15 protein-coding genes are annotated in these 17,653 nt (G+C 66.2%); 6 read left to right on the top strand and 9 right to left on the bottom strand.

Annotated features, from left to right (window positions below; all coding sequences use genetic code 11):
* The first annotated feature begins 9 nt into the window (after positions 1–9).
* Together AB7F11_RS07875 and AB7F11_RS07870 are read left to right on the top strand one after the other, a co-directional pair.
* Complete coding sequence (locus tag AB7F11_RS07875; RefSeq protein WP_428288109.1) at positions 10–1,668, top strand: Na/Pi cotransporter family protein; 1,659 nt, start codon at positions 10–12, stop codon at positions 1,666–1,668.
* 73 nt (positions 1,669–1,741) lie between these two features.
* Positions 1,742–2,890, top strand: coding sequence for an aminotransferase class V-fold PLP-dependent enzyme (locus tag AB7F11_RS07870; RefSeq protein WP_428288108.1), 1,149 nt, complete (start codon positions 1,742–1,744; stop codon positions 2,888–2,890).
* A 12-nt stretch (positions 2,891–2,902) separates the two neighbouring features.
* Here AB7F11_RS07870 and AB7F11_RS07865 read toward each other — a convergent pair whose 3' ends face one another.
* On the bottom strand, positions 2,903–3,898 hold the full coding sequence (locus AB7F11_RS07865; RefSeq protein WP_428288107.1) for a quinone oxidoreductase family protein: 996 nt from the start codon (positions 3,896–3,898) through the stop codon (positions 2,903–2,905).
* Between the two features lie 133 nt (positions 3,899–4,031).
* Between AB7F11_RS07865 and AB7F11_RS07860 the strand changes: the two genes are divergently transcribed.
* The gene (locus AB7F11_RS07860; RefSeq protein ID WP_428288106.1) at positions 4,032–4,973 is read left to right on the top strand and encodes a DMT family transporter; all 942 of its coding nucleotides are present in this window, start codon (positions 4,032–4,034) and stop codon (positions 4,971–4,973) included.
* Between the two features lie 4 nt (positions 4,974–4,977).
* Here the strand turns inward: AB7F11_RS07860 and AB7F11_RS07855 are convergent, their stop codons facing one another.
* The 6 genes from AB7F11_RS07855 to AB7F11_RS07830 all read right to left on the bottom strand — a co-directional run bounded on the left by AB7F11_RS07855 (position 4,978) and on the right by AB7F11_RS07830 (position 11,703).
* Entirely contained in the window at positions 4,978–5,775 is a 798-nt protein-coding gene (locus tag AB7F11_RS07855) for an SDR family oxidoreductase (protein ID WP_428288105.1), read from the bottom strand.
* 25 nt (positions 5,776–5,800) lie between these two features.
* Complete coding sequence (locus AB7F11_RS07850; RefSeq protein WP_428288104.1) at positions 5,801–6,730, bottom strand: DMT family transporter; 930 nt, start codon at positions 6,728–6,730, stop codon at positions 5,801–5,803.
* Between the two features lie 207 nt (positions 6,731–6,937).
* On the bottom strand, positions 6,938–8,491 hold the full coding sequence (locus AB7F11_RS07845; protein WP_428288103.1) for a tripartite tricarboxylate transporter permease: 1,554 nt from the start codon (positions 8,489–8,491) through the stop codon (positions 6,938–6,940).
* 19 nt (positions 8,492–8,510) lie between these two features.
* Positions 8,511–9,005, bottom strand: coding sequence for a tripartite tricarboxylate transporter TctB family protein (locus AB7F11_RS07840; RefSeq protein WP_428288102.1), 495 nt, complete (start codon positions 9,003–9,005; stop codon positions 8,511–8,513).
* 18 nt (positions 9,006–9,023) lie between these two features.
* Positions 9,024–10,913, bottom strand: coding sequence for a GspE/PulE family protein (locus AB7F11_RS07835; protein ID WP_428288101.1), 1,890 nt, complete (start codon positions 10,911–10,913; stop codon positions 9,024–9,026).
* Between the two features lie 7 nt (positions 10,914–10,920).
* Positions 10,921–11,703: a spermidine synthase gene (locus AB7F11_RS07830; RefSeq protein ID WP_428288100.1), complete on the bottom strand. Its 783-nt coding sequence runs from the start codon at positions 11,701–11,703 to the stop codon at positions 10,921–10,923.
* Between the two features lie 143 nt (positions 11,704–11,846).
* Here AB7F11_RS07830 and AB7F11_RS07825 point away from each other — a divergent pair, with 143 nt between their 5' ends.
* Positions 11,847–12,656, top strand: a complete 810-nt coding sequence (locus AB7F11_RS07825) for a mechanosensitive ion channel family protein (RefSeq protein ID WP_428288099.1) — start codon at positions 11,847–11,849, stop codon at positions 12,654–12,656.
* Positions 12,657–12,709: 53 nt separating this feature from the next.
* Here the strand turns inward: AB7F11_RS07825 and recJ are convergent, their stop codons facing one another.
* Together recJ and AB7F11_RS07815 are read right to left on the bottom strand one after the other, a co-directional pair.
* Complete coding sequence (recJ, locus tag AB7F11_RS07820) at positions 12,710–14,809, bottom strand: single-stranded-DNA-specific exonuclease RecJ (protein WP_428288098.1); 2,100 nt, start codon at positions 14,807–14,809, stop codon at positions 12,710–12,712.
* A 25-nt stretch (positions 14,810–14,834) separates the two neighbouring features.
* A complete protein-coding gene (locus tag AB7F11_RS07815) occupies positions 14,835–15,788 on the bottom strand; it encodes a hypothetical protein (RefSeq protein ID WP_428288097.1) in 954 nt (317 codons plus the stop codon).
* Positions 15,789–15,834: 46 nt separating this feature from the next.
* Between AB7F11_RS07815 and AB7F11_RS07810 the strand changes: the two genes are divergently transcribed.
* Positions 15,835–17,091, top strand: coding sequence for a lipoprotein-releasing ABC transporter permease subunit (locus tag AB7F11_RS07810; RefSeq protein WP_428288096.1), 1,257 nt, complete (start codon positions 15,835–15,837; stop codon positions 17,089–17,091).
* A partial coding sequence (locus AB7F11_RS07805) for a hypothetical protein (RefSeq protein ID WP_428300731.1) occupies positions 17,088–17,653 on the top strand: 566 nt, incomplete at its 3' end. The genes AB7F11_RS07810 and AB7F11_RS07805, both read left to right, overlap by 4 nt.

Here is a 17,653-nt window from a genome sequence, read left to right as displayed (position 1 = left end):
TTGGAGTTCATGAAACATCTCCTGGATCTTCTGGCCGCTGTGGCCTTGCTCGTCTGGGGCACCCACCTCGTGCGCACCGGCGTGTTGAGGGTCTTCGGCAGCAATCTGCGCCAGATCCTCGCCACCTGCACCGGCAACCGCTTTGCCGCTGCGTTCTCGGGCCTGGGCGTCACGGCCCTGGTGCAGTCGAGCACCGCCACCGCGCTGATCACCGGCTCCTTCGTGGGCCGGGGCCTGATCGCACTGCCCGCCGCGCTCGCCGTGATGCTGGGCGCTGACATCGGCACCAGCGTCATGGCCGTTCTGTTCCACTTCGATCTGTCGTGGCTCTCGCCCCTGTTCATCTTCATCGGCGTCACGCTGTTCATCTCTCGTCAGGGCACGCAGGTGGGCGATTTCGGCCGTGTGCTGATCGGCCTGGGCCTGATGCTGCTGGCGCTGCGCCTGGTGTCGGCCTCCACCAGCGTACTCACGCAGAACCCGGCAGTGCAGTTGATGCTGGAATCGCTGGGCAGCGACCTGCTGCTTGAAATTCTGGTGGGCGCCACGCTGGCGGTGCTGTCCTATTCCAGCCTGGCGGTCGTGCTGCTCTCAGCCACGCTGGCCACGCAAATGGTGGGGCTGGACGTGGCCCTGGGCCTGGTGCTGGGCGCCAACCTGGGCAGCGGCCTTCTGGCGGTGATCACCACCGCCAAGTCGGGCATCAGCACACGCCAGGTGCCACTGGGCAACCTGCTGTTCAAGGTGCTGGGCGTGGGCATTGCGCCGTGGTTGATCCCGCTGTGGCTGCGGCTGGCCCAGCCCCACGTGCAGGACCCGGCCACTCTCACCGTGCTGTTCCACCTCAGCTTCAACCTCATGGTCGGCCTGGTGTTCATCGGCCTGACCAAGCCCATTGCCCGCATGGTGGAGCGGCTGTTGCCACTTCAAGCCGGCAACAGCCCGCTGGATCGGCCCAAGCACCTCGATCCCTCGGCCCTGGCCACGCCTTCGCTGGCCATTTCCTGCGCCGCACGCGAGGCCATGCACCAGGCCGACATCGTCGAAACCATGCTTCGTGGCGTGGTCACCGTCATCAAGACCAACGACCTCAAGCTCGCACAAGATCTGCGCAAGCTTGATGACACCGTGGACAGCCTCTACTCGTCGATCAAGTACTACCTCACCAAGATCTCGCGCCAGCAGCTGAGCGAAGAAGAAGGCCGCCGCTGGACCGACATCATCAGCTTCACCATCAACATGGAGCAGATCGGCGACACCGTGGAGCGCGTGCTGCTCGACATCGAGGACAAGAAGATCCGCAAGGGCCGCGAGTTCTCCGAGGCGGGCATGGCCGAGATCACCGAGCTGCACACGCGCCTGATCGACAACCTTCGCCTGGGCATGAGCGTGTTCCTCAATGGCAACGTGCGCGATGCGCAACGTCTTCTGGAGGAGAAGGTCCGCTTCCGTGACATGGAACGCGAGTACGCTGCCACGCACCTGAACCGGCTGTCGGACCAGAGCATGCAGAGCATGGACACCAGCGCGCTGCACCTCGACCTCATCAGCGATCTGAAGCGCATCAACTCGCACATCTGCTCCATTGCCTACCCCATCCTGGACTCGGCCGGCGTGCTGGCTCCCAGCCGCCTGCGACCCGCCGCAGGCACGCTCGAACGGCCCTGAAGCCTGCGGCAGACGGGCTGCTGTGCTACGCTGGAAAGCCGCTTTTCACGGCCAGCACCAGAGGAGAAACACCATGCCAGGATTGTTGCCCCACGTCGATCCCGACGGCCTGCTCGAGTTCTCGGTGGTCTACACCGACCGCGCGCTCAACCACATGTCCCAGCGCTTCCAGGGCGTGATGACCGACATCTCGGCCATGCTCAAGCGCGTGTACGGTGCGCGCTCAGCGGTGCTGGTGCCGGGCAGCGGCACCTTCGGCATGGAGTCGGTGGCGCGGCAGTTTGCCCACGGCAAGCATGTATTGGTCATTCGCAATGGCTGGTTCAGCTACCGCTGGACGCAGATCTTCGACATGGGCACCATTCCCGCGAGCCACACGGTGATGAAGGCGCGGCGCGTGGGCGAAGGCGCCCAGTCGGCCTGGGCACCGGCCCCCGTCGACGAGGTGGTGGCCACCATCGCGCGCGAAAAGCCCGCGCTGGTGTTTGCGCCACACGTGGAAACTGCCGCCGGCATGATCCTGCCGGACGACTACCTGCAGGCGGTGGCCGATGCGGTGCATGCGGCGGGCGGTCTCTTCGTGCTCGACTGCATCGCTTCGGGTGCGATGTGGGTGGACATGCAGGCCACCGGTGTCGACATCCTGATCTCTGCGCCGCAGAAGGGCTGGAGCAGCTCGCCCTGCTGCGCCATGGTCATGCTCAGCGAGCGTGCCCGAACGGCGATCGACAGCACGCAAAGCACCACCTTTGCGATGGATCTGAAAAAATGGCTGCAGATCATGGAGACCTACGAAGGGGGTGGCCATGCCTACCACAGCACCTTGCCAACCGACGCACTCACGCGGCTGCGCGACACGATGAAGGAAACCGAAGCCTACGGCGTAGAACGGGTGCGCCAGGAGCAGATGGCGCTGGGCAGCCAGGTGCGCGAACTGCTGCAAAGCCACGGTTTCGCCAGTGTGGCAGCCAGTGGCTTCCAGGCGCCCGGTGTGGTGGTGAGCTTCACCACCGACCCGGACATTCAATCGAGCAAGAAATTCCTCGCACAGGGCCTGCAAACCGCGGCGGGTGTGCCGCTGCAATGCGACGAAGGTCCGGACTTCAAGACCTTCCGCATTGGCCTCTTCGGCCTGGACAAGTGGCACGACGTGCCGGGCACCTTGCAACACCTGGAAAAGGCGCTGGCGACCGTGGCGCCTCGCGCGACCCAGGCCGCCTGATCCTTTTTTGGATCAGGGAAGGAGGACGGTGCTGCCTGTCGTGGCTCGTGCTTCCAGGCTCCTGTGCGCAGACTGCACATCGGTCAGCGCAAAGCGCTGGTCGATGCGAATCTTCACCTGCCCGCTGGACACCACCGCGAACAGATCGTCGGCCATGGCTTGCGTGCGCTCCCGGCTGGAGATGTGCGTGAACACCGTCTGGCGCGTGAGATACAACGACCCCTTGGCACCCAGGATGCCGGGCGCAAACGGTGGCACGGGGCCCGAGGCGTTTCCAAAGCTCACGAGCAGGCCGAAAGGGCGCAGGCAGTCGAGCGACTTTTCAAAAGTGTCCTTGCCCACCGAGTCGTAGACCACTTTCACGCCCTGGCCGCCGGTGATCTCCTTGACCCGTGCGACAAAGTCTTCAGTGCGGTAGTTGACGGCGTGGCTCGCACCATGTTCGAGCGCCAGCTTGCACTTTTCGTCCGAGCCAGCGGTGGCAATGAGCTTCAGGCCGAGCGCCTTGGCCCATTGGCAGGCGATCAGGCCCACGCCACCTGCGGCGGCGTGGAACAGCACGAAGTCGCCCGCCTCCAGGCCTTCCACCGGTTTGCAGCGCTTGAGCAGGTATTGCGCCGTGAGCCCCTTGAGCATCATGGCCGCACCGGTTTCGAAATCAATGCCGTCGGGCAGCACGCAAAGGTTCATGGCGGGCATGACGCGCACATCGCAGTAGCTGCCGGGCTGATTGGCGGCGTAGGCGGCACGATCGCCCACCTTCAGGTGCGTCACGCCCTCACCCACCGCCTCGATCACGCCAGCACCTTCCACGCCCAGCGCCAGCGGCAGGGGCAACGGGTACAGGCCGCTGCGCTGATAGACGTCGATGTAGTTCAACCCCACCGCGTGGTGGCGGATGCGCACCTGTCCCGGGCCTGGATCACCCACGCTCACGGTGTCGATCACCAGTTGCTCGGGTCCGCCGGAGGCGTGTATGCGCACGGCGCGGCTGGTGTGTTCGCTCATATCGGGTCTCCTCTTGCAGGGATGCGTGTCGATGAAAGCGACCATGCTGCCACGGAAACGCGGTCGACGCGCGTGCCCGACGGCAGCAGCCCCTGGCCATCGGCGGGCATCCATGGGCGGCTACAGTTCCAGCATGTCTGCACCGAAAGATTCCCGCCTCACGCTCTCCACCGTCCTGCTGCTCATGACGCCGCCCCTGCTGTGGGCAGGCAACGCCATCGTGGGCCGCGTGATGCAGGGCGTGGTGCCGCCCGTCACGCTCAATTTTCTGCGCTGGGTGCTGGCGCTGGCGCTGCTGCTGCCCCTGGCCGGCTGGGTGGTGCGTCCGGGTGACCGTGGCATGTGGCCGCACTGGCGGCGCTTCACGCTGTTGGGCCTGCTGGGGGTGGGCTGCTACAACGCGCTGCAATACGTGGCCCTGAAAACCTCCACGCCCATCAACGTGACGCTGGTGGCCGCCAGCATGCCGGTGTGGATGCTGCTCCTGGGCCGGCTGTTCTACGGTGTGGCGATCTCGCGCCTGGCCGCGCTCGGCGCGGCGCTGTCCATTGCGGGCGTGGTGGTGGTGCTCACTCGCGGTGAGCTGGATCAACTGCGGGCGTTGCAACTGGTCCCGGGCGACGCCTGGGTGCTGCTGGCCGCCATGTTGTGGTCGTGGTACAGCTGGCTGCTGGCACGCCCCCGCCCAGGCGAGGACCCGGCTCACATCAAGTCGGACTGGGCCGCGTTCCTGCTGGCGCAGGTGTTGATGGGCGTGGCGTGGTCGGGCCTCTTCGCGGCAGGCGAGTGGCTCACCTTGCCCCCCCAGCCGGTGGGCGGCTCCGCCATTCAATGGGGTTGGCCGTTGGCGGCTGCGCTGGTGTACGTGGCCGTGGGCCCTTCGCTGCTGGCCTACCGCTGCTGGGGTGCGGGCGTGGCACGGGTGGGCCCGGCCATGGCCGCGTTCTTCTCCAACCTCACGCCCCTGTTTGCAGCGCTCATGTCGGCCACCTTGCTGGGCGAGCCGCCGCGCCTGTACCACGCGGTCGGCTTCATGCTCATCGTCGGCGGAATCCTGGTGTCGTCGCGACGCTGACGCTTCAGAACGTTCCCGGGTAGGCGCCACCATCGACCAGGACGTTCTGGCCCGTGATGTAGCCGGCGTGCACGCTGCACAGGAAGGCGCAAGTGGCACCGAACTCTTGGGGATCACCAAAGCGCCGGGCCGGTATCGTCTTGCGCCGCGCATCGGCAATGGCCTCGGCGGGTTCACCGGTCTTGGTGGACGAACTGGCGAACAGATTCTTGAGACGGTCCGTGTCGAAGGCACCAGGCAGCAGGTTGTTGATGGTCACACCTTGTGCGGCCAGCGAGCTGCGCGCCGCGCCCGCCATGAAACCCGTGAGGCCGCTGCGTGCGCCATTGGACAGGCCCAGAATGTCGATCGGCGCCTTCACCGCACCCGAGGTGATGTTGACGATGCGGCCAAAGCCGCGCTGCGCCATGCCATCCACCGTGGCCTTGATCAGCTCGATCGGGGTCAGCATGTTGGCGTCCAGCGCCTTGATCCACACATCGCGGTCCCAGGCGCGGAAATCGCCCGACGGCGGACCACCCGCGTTGGTCACCACGATGTCGAAGGCCGTGCCTGGCCCTCCGCTCACCGAGAACGCAGCGGCGCGGCCTTCGGGCGTGGTGATGTCGGCCGCCACACCGAGCACCGTGACCGCTGGCGACGCCGCGCGCACGCCGGCCACCGCTTCCTCCAGGTCGCGCGCACGGCGCGCCACCATGACCACATTCACGCCTTCGGCCGCCAGCGCCTGCGCGCAGCCCAGCCCCAGCCCCTTGCTCGCGCCACCCACCAGCGCCCACTTGCCATTGATACCCAGGTCCATGCTTTGATCTCCTGAAAGGGAAGGATTATTTGGTCGCGGCCGACGAGCCGAAACGCGTCACCAGAAACACACCCGAGAGCACCAGCACGGTGCCCGCCACGATCCAGCCGTTGAAAGGCTCGCCCAGGATCAGCACGCCCATGACGATGGTCGACATGGGTCCGATCATGCCGGTCTGCGCCGCCAGCCCCGCGCCGATGCGCTCGATCGCCATCATCACCATCACCACCGGCGCGAACGTGCACAAGGTGGCGTTGAGCATGGAGAGCCAGATCACCTCGGGTTCGACCACTGCCGCGCTCAAGGGGCGAAGCAAGGCGAACTGAACGATGCACAACACGCAGGCGACGCTGGTGGCCAGCCCCACCAGGCGCATCGACCCCAGGCGCTTGACGATTTCCCCGCTGTAGACAAGGTAGATGGCGTAGCTGATGGCGCTTCCAAACACCAGCACCGCGCCCAGCACAGCATTCGGGCCCTGGAATCCAGCCTCGTGTCCGAACACCAGCAGCACCCCGCCATAACTCACCGCCATGGCAATCGCCTGCAAGCCGCTGATTCGCCGCTGGTAGATGATCCAGCCCAACACCAGCACCAGCGTGGGGTTGAGATAAAGAATCAGCCGCTCCAGGCTCGCGCTGATGAACTGCAGGCCCCAGAAATCCAGAAAGCTGGCGAGGTAGTAACCCGTGAAACCCAGCCCGATCACACCCAGCCAGTCACGCCGCTTGAGGGTGAGGCGTGCGCCCTGCCGGTAGGACGCCCACCACGCCAGCGCCAGAAACAGCGGCAGCGAGAACAGCATGCGGTACATGAGCAGCGTGACCGCATCCACGCCGTACCGGTAGGCCAGCTTGACGATGATGGCCTTGGCGCTGAAGGCGATCGAGCCCGCTATGGCGAGCGTGAGACCGGTGGCGAGATGGGGACTGGAGTGGGACGCGGCGACGGACATCCGGTCGATTATGGGGACAAGCCGCTTCCCCCGCGTTTCACAACGACATCACCCCCAAGCCCGGCTGCAGGAGCAGCCGGGAATTTTCGACATCGGGCCTGTGCAAGAGCGGTTCGATGGAGAGTCTGGAGATGTGGTTGCCTCCCGCGTTGATGTCGACCTGCCCGTTACCGGCGAAGGTGGCATTTCCGTAGGCCGAGAAGTCCCTCAGCGCCCCAAACGCCGCCGCCCCGGCTGCAACACCACCACCAGCAACAACCCGATCGCCACCATCAGCAGCAGTGCCGACACTGGCCGCTCAAGAAACACAAGCCAGTCCCCACGCGAAAGCTGCAGCGCACGGCGCAGGTGTTCTTCCAGCCCCGGCGCGAGCACAAAGCCCAGCAGCAGCGCCACGCCCTCGCAGCCCAGGCGCTGCAGCACAAAGGCGAGCAAACCCAGGCCGATGACCAGCCACACGCCCCAGCCATGAGGGCCGAGCGCAAGGGCTCCGAGACCGCACGCCACCATGAGGCCCGCCAGCAATGCGCGGCGCGGGATGTGCAGCACCTTCAGCAGCGCCGGCTGCCACCAGCGCGCCAGCGGCAGGTTGAGCAGGATCAGCAGCACGTTGCCCACCCACATGGACACGAGCAAGCCCCAGAACAGCGCGGGCTGCACGTTCATCACCGAAGGCCCGGGCTCGATGGCGTGCAGGCCGAGCGCACCCAGCAGCAGCGCCATCACGGCGTTGGGTGGCAGGCCCAGGGCCAACATGGGCAGGTAGGCCGTTTGTGCGCCGGCGTTGTTGGCGGCTTCAGGGGCGGCCACGCCGCGCAGGTTGCCCTCGCCCAGGCGTGGTGTGCGCTGGCGCGACACCACTTTTTCCACCTGGTACGCCGCCAGCGATGACAGCAGCGCACCGCCACCTGGCACCACCCCGAGCACAACGCCCAGGCCGGTGCCACGCAGCAGGGCGGGCACGGCGTCGCGCCATTCCGCGCGGGTGGGGCGGTCCTTCATGCCTGATGATGGTTGTGTCGGTTCTGCTTCTGTTGCTGGCGCAAGGTCAGACAGCCCTGCCATCTCGGCCACCACCGGTGCCACCACGAAAAAGCCAAGCGCCAACGCGATGAAACCCACGCCATTGGCGAGCCCGTTCTGTCGGCCCATCCATGGTTCCAGCGCTTCGGGCACAAAGCGCGCGGTGCCGGTGTGCACATCCCAGCCGGTGAGGCCGAGCAGGATGCCGAGCACGGCCATGGCCAGCGCCTTGAGGAACGAGCCCGAAGCCAGCACGGTGGCACCCATGAGACCCACCACGAGCAGCATGAAGCGCTCGGCCGAGCCGAACTGCAAGCCGAGCGACACCAATGGCTGCGCGAGTGCGGCCACCACTGCAATGCCCAGGCACCCAGCGGCAAAGGAACTGACCGTGGCCATCGTCAGCGCTGCGCCCGCGCGGCCCTGGAGAGCCAGGGGATGGCCGTCCAGGCTGGTCATGACGGAAGACGCCTCGCCCGGCTGGTTGTGCACGATGGCGGGCAGAGAGCCACCGTACTGCGCGCCGTAGTACACACCGGCCAGCACCAGCAGCGCGGGCAGCGGCGGCAGATCGAGCGTGGCCGGCAGCAGCAATGCAATGGCGGTGACCGGACCCAGGCCGGGCAGCAGGCCGAACACACTGCCCACCAGCACGCCCACCGCAATCAATGCGAGCGGCTGGAATGCCGCCACAGCGGCGGCGCCCAGGGTCAGTGAATCCCACCAGGAAAGCGACATGGTGGAAGTGCCTTTCCCGTCAGCCCACGCCTGGCCCTGGCCACAGGGGTACGTTCAACCCGAGCAGCCCGACCCAGAGGGCACCGATCGACACCGTCAGCAACAACGACCACCCCATGGCGCGCGCGCCGCCACCGGCCACCACGGCCAGCAACAAGCCGGCCAGGCCGATCACCAGGCCAAAGGTGGGGAAACCTTGCAGCGCGGCCCCGACCCAGGGCCATTGCGAAGGGCCGGTACAGAAGGCCAGCCAGAGCAGTCCGCCCAGCAAGCGCACCAGCGGACCCAGGCCCCAGTGACTCACCCGACCGCCACCCAGCGCCTCGAAGGTGAGTGCCTTGAAAAGTATGAGCGCTCCGAGCAAGGCAAGCAGCAGGCCCATGAGCAGGGGGAAGTAGCCCGGCCCCATGTCGGAAGCAGATCCCAGTGAATGGTGCGTGGCAGCCCAGCCGAAGCCAATGCCAATGGCCAGAAAGAGCAGGCCCGCCAGAAAGTCCTGCAGGTTCTTGATCATGGGTCCGCGCTCAGGGGCTCACTGCACGGGCGGTGTGCAGGCCAGCACTTCGTCCATGGTGGTCGAGCCTTCGGCCACGCGCGCCGCGCCACCCAGGCGCAGAGGGCGCATGCCGTCTTGCATGGCCTGCCTGCGCAGAACGTCCAGGCGCGGCTCGCGGCTCACCTTGTCCTTGAAGGCTTCGGTCACGACAAGAAGTTCGTAAAGGCCCATGCGTCCGCGGAAGCCTGTCATGCGGCAGTCCACACAGCCCACCGGCTGATACGGCCGGTAGCTGCCGCTCACCTGCCACGGTTTCACGAGATCGGCCAGCGTTTCGTGCGAGGCAGCCACCTCGTCCTTGTCCAGCGGTTTGCGGCACGCGGGACAGAGTGTGCGCACCAGCCGCTGCGCGAGCACGCCGAGCACGGTGGCGTTGATGAGGTAAGGCGGTATGCCCAGTTCCATGAGGCGCATGATGGCCGAGGGAGCGTCGTTGGTGTGCAGGGTGGTGAACACCAGATGGCCCGTGAGCGCGGCCTGCACGGCCATTTCGGCAGTGGCGAGGTCGCGCACCTCGCCCACCATGATGATGTCCGGGTCCTGTCGCATGAGGGCGCGCAGGCCTTGTGCGAAGTCCAGGTCCAGATGCGGCTGCACCTGCGTCTGGTTGAAGGCGGGTTCGATCATCTCGATCGGGTCTTCCACCGTGCTCACGTTCACCTCTTCGGTGGCCAGGCGCTTCAAAGTGGCATAGAGCGTGGTGGTCTTGCCCGAGCCGGTGGGGCCAGTCACCAGCACGATGCCGTGCGGGTGTTTCGTGAGCCCTTCCCAGCGCTGCGCGTCGTGCGCGGCAAATCCGAGCGCGGCGAGGTCCTTCACCGTGGAGTCGGGGTCGAAGATGCGCATGACCAGCTTTTCGCCGAACGCTGTGGGCAGGGTGGACAGGCGCATTTCCACTTCTTCGCCGCGGGCCTGGCCAGCCGCCGACGGGCCGCCCCTGGGCGGCTGAGCCCCCCCGGGGGGCAGCGAAGCAGACGAAGTCGCAAGCGTGGGGGCCGATGTCGCGGGACGCAGGGTCTTGATGCGACCGTCCTGCGGGCGGCGGCGCTCCACCACGTCCATGCGCCCCAGCAGTTTGATGCGCGCAGTCATGGCGTTCATCACGCCAATGGGCATCTGGTACACGGGGTGCAACACACCGTCGATGCGGAAGCGGATCACGCCTAGATCGCGCCGGGGTTCCAGGTGAATGTCGCTGGCGCGCTGGTCAAAGGCGTACTGCCAGAGCCAGTCCACCACCTGCACCACGCCCTGGTCGTTGGCATCGAGCTGCGTGTTGGCCTTGCCGAGTTCCACCAGTTGCTCGAAGCTGCCGAAGCCAGCCTGCCCGCCGCTCTTGCTGGCAGCGCGCACCGACTTGGCCAGGGCAAAGAACTCGGCAGTGAAGCTGCTGATGGCTTGCGGGCTGGCCAGCACGAGGCGCACCGTCTTGCGCGTCTGGCGTTCCACCTCGGGCACCCAGTCACGCAGAAACGGTTCGGCCGTGGCCACCACCACCTCGGCGGGGCTCACCAGCACGGGCAACACCCTGTGGCGTTCGGCGTAGGCGGCGCTCATCACCTCGGCCACCTTGCCCACGTCGACCTTGAGCGGATCAATGCGCATGTAGTCCAGACCACTGCGCCCCGCCAGCCATTGGGTGAGCATCTCCACATCGAGCACGTGGCGATCGGCCTTGCGCGCCATGCCCACCACCGAGAGGCGCTGCAAGGGATGCTGCGAGCTGTGGGCAGAGGCACAGCGCGTGATGGTGCGTTCGGCCTCTTCAGCGGAAATCACTTCGTCCTCGCGCAGCCATTCCACCAGGCTGCGCCAGTCCAGCGGGGCTTCGATCGGGCGGAGCGAGGGCTTCTGCAGAGTCTTCATGGGACCGTCAGGATACCGGCTTGAACAGGCGCAGCCACTTCACAGCGGGTAAACCCCAGCGTGCCTGCACCGCCTCGGCCCGAGCCAGCAGCGCCATGCGCGTGGGGCGCTCGGGTGTGCGTTGCGCGAGCACCACCGTGTTGCCTTCGCGCGTGGGCTTGAAAGCCCAGACCGCATCGGCGCCGAACGCGGCGCAGATGCTTTGCAGCGAGCGCTCGTAGCTGGCGTCGCGGCCAAAGAGGTTGACGGTGAGGGCGCCTTCGTCGGTGAGCGCGGCGCGGCAGTCGGCATAGAAGTCGGGACTGTCGAGCACCGGTGCGGCAGCTTCGTGGTCGTACAGGTCGACCTGCAAGGCGTCGTAGGCGCCGATGTGGCTGGCGCGGCGAATCTCTTCGCCGGCATCGGCCAGCAACACGCGCAGGCGCGCCCCGTCGGGCGGCAGCTTGAACCACTGCCGACACACCGCCAGCACCTGAGGGTTGATCTCGATGGCGGTGGTGTCCATGCGAAGCTTCTTGAAGCAGAACTTGGTGAGCGCGGCCGAGCCCAGCCCGAGTTGCAGCGCGCGCCGAGTGCTCACCGAGTCGGGCTCGACGAACAGCAGCCAGGCCATCATGCGCTGGACGTAGTCGAGCTCGATGTCGAACGGCGAGTCCAGCAGCATGGAGCCCTGGATCCATTCAGTTCCCAGGTGCAGGAAGCGCACTTCGCTGTCCTCGGAGATGGTGACCTCGGGCAGGGCCTGGGGAACGCGGCGCTGGCGGGCCGCGGCATTGGCACCGGCCTTCACGCGCGGATACCCCTGCTACCTGGCCGGCCACGGCGCGGGCACAATCCGCCGACCTGCTGGGTCCTGGGGAGGACGCAACCGCAAGGTTTGCCAGGTGGGTGTGAATGCTGCATCTGTTGGATCACCTTTGAAAGGAAAACATTATGAACACGGAAGTCATCTGGGATTTTCTGGTCACGCAAGGGGCCGATTTCGGCCTCAAGGTGCTGGGCGCCATCGCGGCATGGGTGGTGGGCCGATGGCTCATCGGCATCGCGGTGGGGCTGATCGGCAAGGCTATGGAGAGGGGCCGCAAGCTCGACCAGACGCTGATCCAGTACCTCAAGTCCATCATCTCGGTGCTGCTCACCATCGTGCTGATCCTGGCGATCCTGGACATTTTCGGCGTGCGCACCACCTCTTTCGCGGCTTTGCTGGCGGGCGCCGGCCTGGCCATCGGCGTGGCCTGGAGCGGCATGCTGGCCAACTTCGCGGCGGGCATCTTCCTGCAGGTGTTGCGGCCCTACAAGGTGGGCGATTTCATCTGTGCCGGTGGCGTCACTGGCACGGTGAAGGAACTTGGCCTGTTCGCCACCACCGTCCTCACGCCCGACAACGTGACGACCATCGTGGGCAACAACAAAGTGTTCTCGGACAACATCCAGAACTTCAGCCATGAACCGTTCCGCCGCGTGGACTGCGTGGCCAAGGTGGCCAACAGCGTGGATGTGAACGACGCCATGGCGCGCCTGCGCACCGCCCTCGCCGCGATTCCCAATGTGGTGACCTCACCGGCCCCCGATGTGGAAATTCTGCAGTTCACGCCCGAAGGGCCATTGCTCTGCGTGCGTCCCTACACCCACACCGACCACTACTGGCAGGTCTACTTCGACACGCACAAGGCAGTGGTGAGTACCTTTGGGGCTGCGGGGTATCCGGTGCCCGAGACGCCGGTTTTGCATCGGACTGTTTGACTTTTCTCCGGCGGCTTCCTGCTGCCGGAGAAAAGCGACAGGACGTCAATGCCTCAGACCTCCGCCGCCTCCACCAGAAACCGAACCCTGCGCTGGCCCTGCCACTCTTCCGCGTCCAGGCGGAACGCGATCTTGACGCGGTTGGGCAGTGGCTCGGTGTGGCCGAACCAGATGCCATCCACCGGCTCACCCTGGTGCTTGAGCTTGAGCGCCAGGTGCTTCTCACCCACCAGCCGCTGTGACACCACCTGAACCTCCTCGCAGAACACCGGCGGCGCAAAACCCTGACCCCAGACCTCCTGGTGCAAGGTATCCACCAGATCGGCGCGGCGGTACTTCGTCTCCAGCGGGCCATCGGCCTCGATGCGGCGCTGCAGCGTGGCAGCGTCCAGCCACTCGTGTGCCACCTGCTGCAGCGCGGCTTCAAAAGTCTCCAGATGCTCTTCGTCGATGGTGCAGCCGGCCGCCATGGCGTGCCCGCCAAAACGCAGCAGCACGCCCGGGTGGCGCTTGGCCACGAGGTCGAGCGCATCGCGCAGGTGAAAGCCCGCAATGGAACGCCCCGACCCCTTGAGCTCGTGCTCTTTGCCCTCGGCGCCACTGGCGGCAAACACAAACGTGGGGCGGTGCAGCTTGTCCTTCAGCCGCGAGGCCACGATGCCGACCACCCCTTCGTGAAAGTCCGGATCGAACACGATCAGCGCCGGTGGCGGTTCTTCGGACTCGTCGAACATCTCCTCCGCCAGTTGCAGCGCCTGTTCGCGCATGTCACCTTCGATCACCTTGCGCTCGCGGTTGATGCCGTCCAGCGTGCGCGCGAGTTCGTCGGCACGCAAGGCATCGTCGGTGGTCAGGCATTCGATGCCGAGCGTCATGTCGGCCAGGCGGCCGGCGGCATTCAGGCGCGGACCCAGGGCAAAGCCGAAGTCGAAGCCGGTGGCGGCAGTGGGTTTGCGAGCCGCCGCGTTGAACAGCGCCGTCATGCCCGGCGGCATGGCTCCCATGCGCACGCGCTTCAGGCCCTGCGCGACCAGGCGGCGGTTGTTGGCATCCAGTTTCACCACATCGGCCACGGTGCCCAGCGCCACCAGAGGGAGCAAGGAGTCAAGCCGCGGGCCGCCCGTTCGGGCTGAGCCGTCTCCCGTTCGGGCTGAGCCGTCTCCCGTTCGGGCTGAGCCGTCTCCCGTTCGGGCTGAGCCATCTCCCGTTCGGGCTGAGCCTTCTCCCGTTCGGGCTGAGCTTGTCGAAGCCCCGGTCAAGGTGTTGGCGAGCCCTTCGACAAGCTCAGGATGATCGGAACATTGCCCTTCGACAAGCTCAGGCCCTTCGACGAGCTCAGGATGATCGGAACATTGCCCTTCGACAAGCTCAGGATGATCGGAACATTGCCCTTCGACAAGCTCAGGATGATCGGAACGTTGCCCTTCGACAAGCTCAGGGCGAGCGGAGGGGGGCTCGGGGCGAGCGGAGGGGGGTTCGGGGCAAACAGAATCGTATGCCCCACGCTCGCGCAGCTCCGCCCGCAGCGCCAGCAACACATAAAACATCACCCCCACACCCGCAATCGACTTGCTCTCGAAGGGGCAGCCGGGCTGGTTGGGGTTGACGATGATGCAGTCCTGCGGCAGCGTGATCTCGCCATTCTTCATGGCGGGCAGGTGGTGATCGGTCACGATCACCTGCAAGCCGAGTTCGCGCGCAGCGCGCACGCCCTCCACACTCGCAATGCCGTTGTCCACGGTCACCAGCACATCGGCGCCCTGGGCCTTCACGCGCCTTGCAATTGACGGCGTGAGTCCATACCCGTCGGCCACGCGGTCGGGCACGAGGTAGTTCACGCGGTCGAAACCCAGCGGTGCGCCGAGCAGGCGAAGCCCACGCAGCCCCACCGCGCAGGCTGTGGCGCCATCGCAGTCGTAGTCGGCCACGATGCAGATGGCCTGCCTGGCCACCATGGCATCGGCCAGCGCGCGGGCGGCTTCCTGCGCGCCCAGCATCTGCGAGGGCGGAATCAGGCGCGCAAGCGCATCGTCGAGCTCGTCCTTGCTGGTGATGCCGCGTGCTGCGAACAGGCGCGCGAGCAACGGGTGCAGGCCACCTTGCTCCAGCGCCCAGGCAGCGCGTGGAGGGACGTCGCGGGTGATGATCTTCATGGCGAAATAAAGCCTTTCCTGGTTTCTACAGATCGTCGAGCACGGCCACGGACGGTTTCGCGGAGAACAGCGAGCCGACGCGCGCGATCATTGACACGGGGCGGGGGCCATAGGTGATCGCCGCCTGCTCGCCCGCCAGCGTCAGACGCACCGGTTGTCCCTGGCGGCATTGATTCAACAGCGCCATGCAGGCATCTGCGTCCACGGATTGCCACGCTTGCCGATACGCCGCTGCATCGAGCGCCAGCGCGCTGGCACACAGACGATTCTCGACCACCACATGGGGCGCGGGCGCAGGCAAAGCGTCGAGAACACCGGCGCCGGTGAGCCAGATGGCGTTGACCGGCAACTGGCCGCGCCGTGTCCGCTCGTCGTTGACACCATGTGTGTAGAACAGCATCTGCATTTCGTTCTGCAAGCGTTGCCAGAGTGGGCCAAACGGTCCCGTGGTGAGCTGCAGAACACCGGGCGAGAGCTGGCGCCCTGCAAGACGGTCGACGGACCAGGTGGTGAGACCGCGCAATGGTTCACCGACAACCAGCCAGGCCCCGGGTGCCGCGTAGGTGAGGCGCATGCCGTCTTCCGCGAAGTAGGGTGCGGCCGCGGCCAGCAGGGTTCGGGATTCGGCCTCCTCCAGCCCCAGCAGGGCCGCGTCTCCCAGGCGCACCTGGTCGCCACCCACTTGCAGATGGCAGGGCTTGATCCAGCCGCAGGCCTCGCCCAGGGTGCGCGTCTCGAAGGCGGCCCAGGGTATCCGCCCGGGTTCGGACGGAAGACCCAGCAACCGGGCCAGAACCAGTTCGTAGGGCATCGACGGCGTGTCGGGCGCGCACACCGTGCGTGAGACCACCTGCAGCCGATGCAGCAGGGCGGCCAGGTGAGGCAGGTCTTCTCGGTCTGGCGACGGCCACAGCGGCTGCTGGTCGGACGCGCCGGCAGCGGCAAACGGAATGATCAAGTGGCGGGCGGCAACGGACATGAGGGGATTGTCGGGGATGCCACAATGCCCCCTGGATCCAGGACCCATGCAAACCCCCTACGAACTCATTCTGGGTTGGCGCTACACGCGCGCCGGCCGCGCCACCCGGCGCAACGGCTTCATCTCCTTTATTTCCGGCGTGTCCATGCTGGGCATCGCTCTGGGCGTGGCTGCACTCATCATCGTGCTCTCGGTCATGAACGGCTTCCAGAAGGAGGTGCGCGACCGCATGCTCGGCGTGCTGGCGCACATCGAGGTGTTCGAGCCCGGCGGCCAGGCCATTCCCGATCTGCCGCGCGTGCTCGCCAGCATCGAAAGCCACCCGGAGGTGCTGGGCGCGGCGCCCTTCGTCGGTGCCCAGGCGCTGATCGCGCGCGGCGAAGACATGAAGGGCACGCTGGTGCGCGGCATCGACCCGGCGCTGGAGCCCAAGGTGACCGATCTCGCCGCCGATCTGGCCGCTACGGTGCTGCCGCGACTGGTAGCGGGCGAATTCGGCGTCATCCTTGGTGGCGAACTGGCGCGCAGCCTCGGGGTGATCGTGGGCGACACCGTCACGCTGATCGCGCCCAGCGGGCAGGTGACACCGGCCGGCGTGGTGCCACGCATCCGGCAGATGGCGGTGGTGGGCGTGTTCAATTCCGGCCATTTCGAATACGACTCGGCCCTGGCGCTGCTGCACCAGGACGACGCCGCGCGCATTTTCCGCGTGGAAGGACCCACCGGCGTGCGCATCAAGATCAAGGACCTGCACGCGGCACGCGAGGTGGCCATCTCGATTGCCGCCGGCCTGGACCCTGGCCTGCTGGTGCGCGACTGGACGCGCCAGAACCGCACCTGGTTCGCCGCCGTACAACTTGAAAAGCGCATGATGTTCATCATCCTGACCCTGATCGTGGCGGTGGCCGCGTTCAATCTGGTGTCCACGCTGGTCATGACCGTGACCGACAAGCGCGCCGACATCGCCATCTTGCGCACGCTGGGTGCCAGCCCTCGCAGCATCATGGGTGTGTTCATGGTGCAGGGCGCCATGGTCGGCGTCATCGGCACCGGCGCGGGCCTCCTGCTCGGGCTCGGCGTGGCCTTCAACATCGACACCCTGGTGCCCGCGCTCGAACGCCTGCTGGGCGCGAGTTTCCTGCCGCAGGACATCTACCTCATCAGCCGCATGCCCAGCGACCCGCAGCAGACCGACATCCTGCCGGTGGCGGTGATCTCGCTGGTGCTGTCATTCCTGGCCACCATCTATCCGAGCTGGCGCGCGAGCCGGGTGAATCCGGCCGAGGCACTGAGATATGAGTGACCCAACCAGCCCCGTTCGCCCTGAGCTTGTCGAAGGGCAACGTTCCGATCATCCTGAGCTTGTCGAAGGGCCTGAGCCTGTCGAAGGGCAACGTTCCGATCATCCTGAGCCTGTCGAAGGGCAACGTTCCGATCATCCTGAGCCTGTCGAAGGGCCTGAGCTTGTCGAAGGGCAACGTTCCGATCATCCTGAGCTTGTCGAAGGGCCTGAGCTTGTCGAAGGGCAACGTTCCGATCATCCTGAGCTTGTCGAAGGGCCTGAGCCTGTCGAAGGGCAACGTTCCGATCATCCTGAGCTTGTCGAAGGGCTCACCAACTCCTTGGCAGGGGCTTCGACAAGCTCAGCCCGAACGGGAGATGACTCAGCCCGAACGGGTGGTGGCTCAGCCCGAACGGGAGATGACTCAGCCCGAACGGGTGATGGCTCAGCCCGAACGGGTAATGACTCAGCCCGAACGGGAGATGACTCAGCCCGAACGGGTGATGGCTCAGCCCGAACGGGTGATGGCTCAGCCCGAACGGGCAATGGCTCTACCCGAACGGGTGATGGCTCTACCCGAACG

It is taken from the genome of Hydrogenophaga sp., from assembly GCF_050250835.1.
In the GTDB taxonomy this organism is placed as follows: Bacteria; Pseudomonadota; Gammaproteobacteria; order Burkholderiales; family Burkholderiaceae_C; genus Hydrogenophaga.
This window is presented reverse-complemented; position numbering and strand designations above follow the sequence as displayed.

What these genes read in the sequence shown, in the direction of transcription:
- AB7F11_RS07865 (WP_428288107.1), bottom strand. Translation starts at nt 3,898, where the DNA reads ATGAGCGAACACACCAGCCGCGCCGTGCGCATACACGCCTCCGGCGGA.
- AB7F11_RS07835 (WP_428288101.1), bottom strand. Translation starts at nt 10,913, where the DNA reads ATGAAGACTCTGCAGAAGCCCTCGCTCCGCCCGATCGAAGCCCCGCTG.
- AB7F11_RS07825 (WP_428288099.1), top strand. Translation starts at nt 11,847, where the DNA reads ATGAACACGGAAGTCATCTGGGATTTTCTGGTCACGCAAGGGGCCGAT.
- AB7F11_RS07855 (WP_428288105.1), bottom strand. Translation starts at nt 5,775, where the DNA reads ATGGACCTGGGTATCAATGGCAAGTGGGCGCTGGTGGGTGGCGCGAGC.
- AB7F11_RS07845 (WP_428288103.1), bottom strand. Translation starts at nt 8,491, where the DNA reads ATGTCGCTTTCCTGGTGGGATTCACTGACCCTGGGCGCCGCCGCTGTG.
- AB7F11_RS07810 (WP_428288096.1), top strand. Translation starts at nt 15,835, where the DNA reads ATGCAAACCCCCTACGAACTCATTCTGGGTTGGCGCTACACGCGCGCC.
- AB7F11_RS07840 (WP_428288102.1), bottom strand. Translation starts at nt 9,005, where the DNA reads ATGATCAAGAACCTGCAGGACTTTCTGGCGGGCCTGCTCTTTCTGGCC.
- AB7F11_RS07870 (WP_428288108.1), top strand. Translation starts at nt 1,742, where the DNA reads ATGCCAGGATTGTTGCCCCACGTCGATCCCGACGGCCTGCTCGAGTTC.
- AB7F11_RS07815 (WP_428288097.1), bottom strand. Translation starts at nt 15,788, where the DNA reads ATGTCCGTTGCCGCCCGCCACTTGATCATTCCGTTTGCCGCTGCCGGC.
- recJ (WP_428288098.1), bottom strand. Translation starts at nt 14,809, where the DNA reads ATGAAGATCATCACCCGCGACGTCCCTCCACGCGCTGCCTGGGCGCTG.
- AB7F11_RS07875 (WP_428288109.1), top strand. Translation starts at nt 10, where the DNA reads ATGAAACATCTCCTGGATCTTCTGGCCGCTGTGGCCTTGCTCGTCTGG.
- AB7F11_RS07860 (WP_428288106.1), top strand. Translation starts at nt 4,032, where the DNA reads ATGTCTGCACCGAAAGATTCCCGCCTCACGCTCTCCACCGTCCTGCTG.
- AB7F11_RS07850 (WP_428288104.1), bottom strand. Translation starts at nt 6,730, where the DNA reads ATGTCCGTCGCCGCGTCCCACTCCAGTCCCCATCTCGCCACCGGTCTC.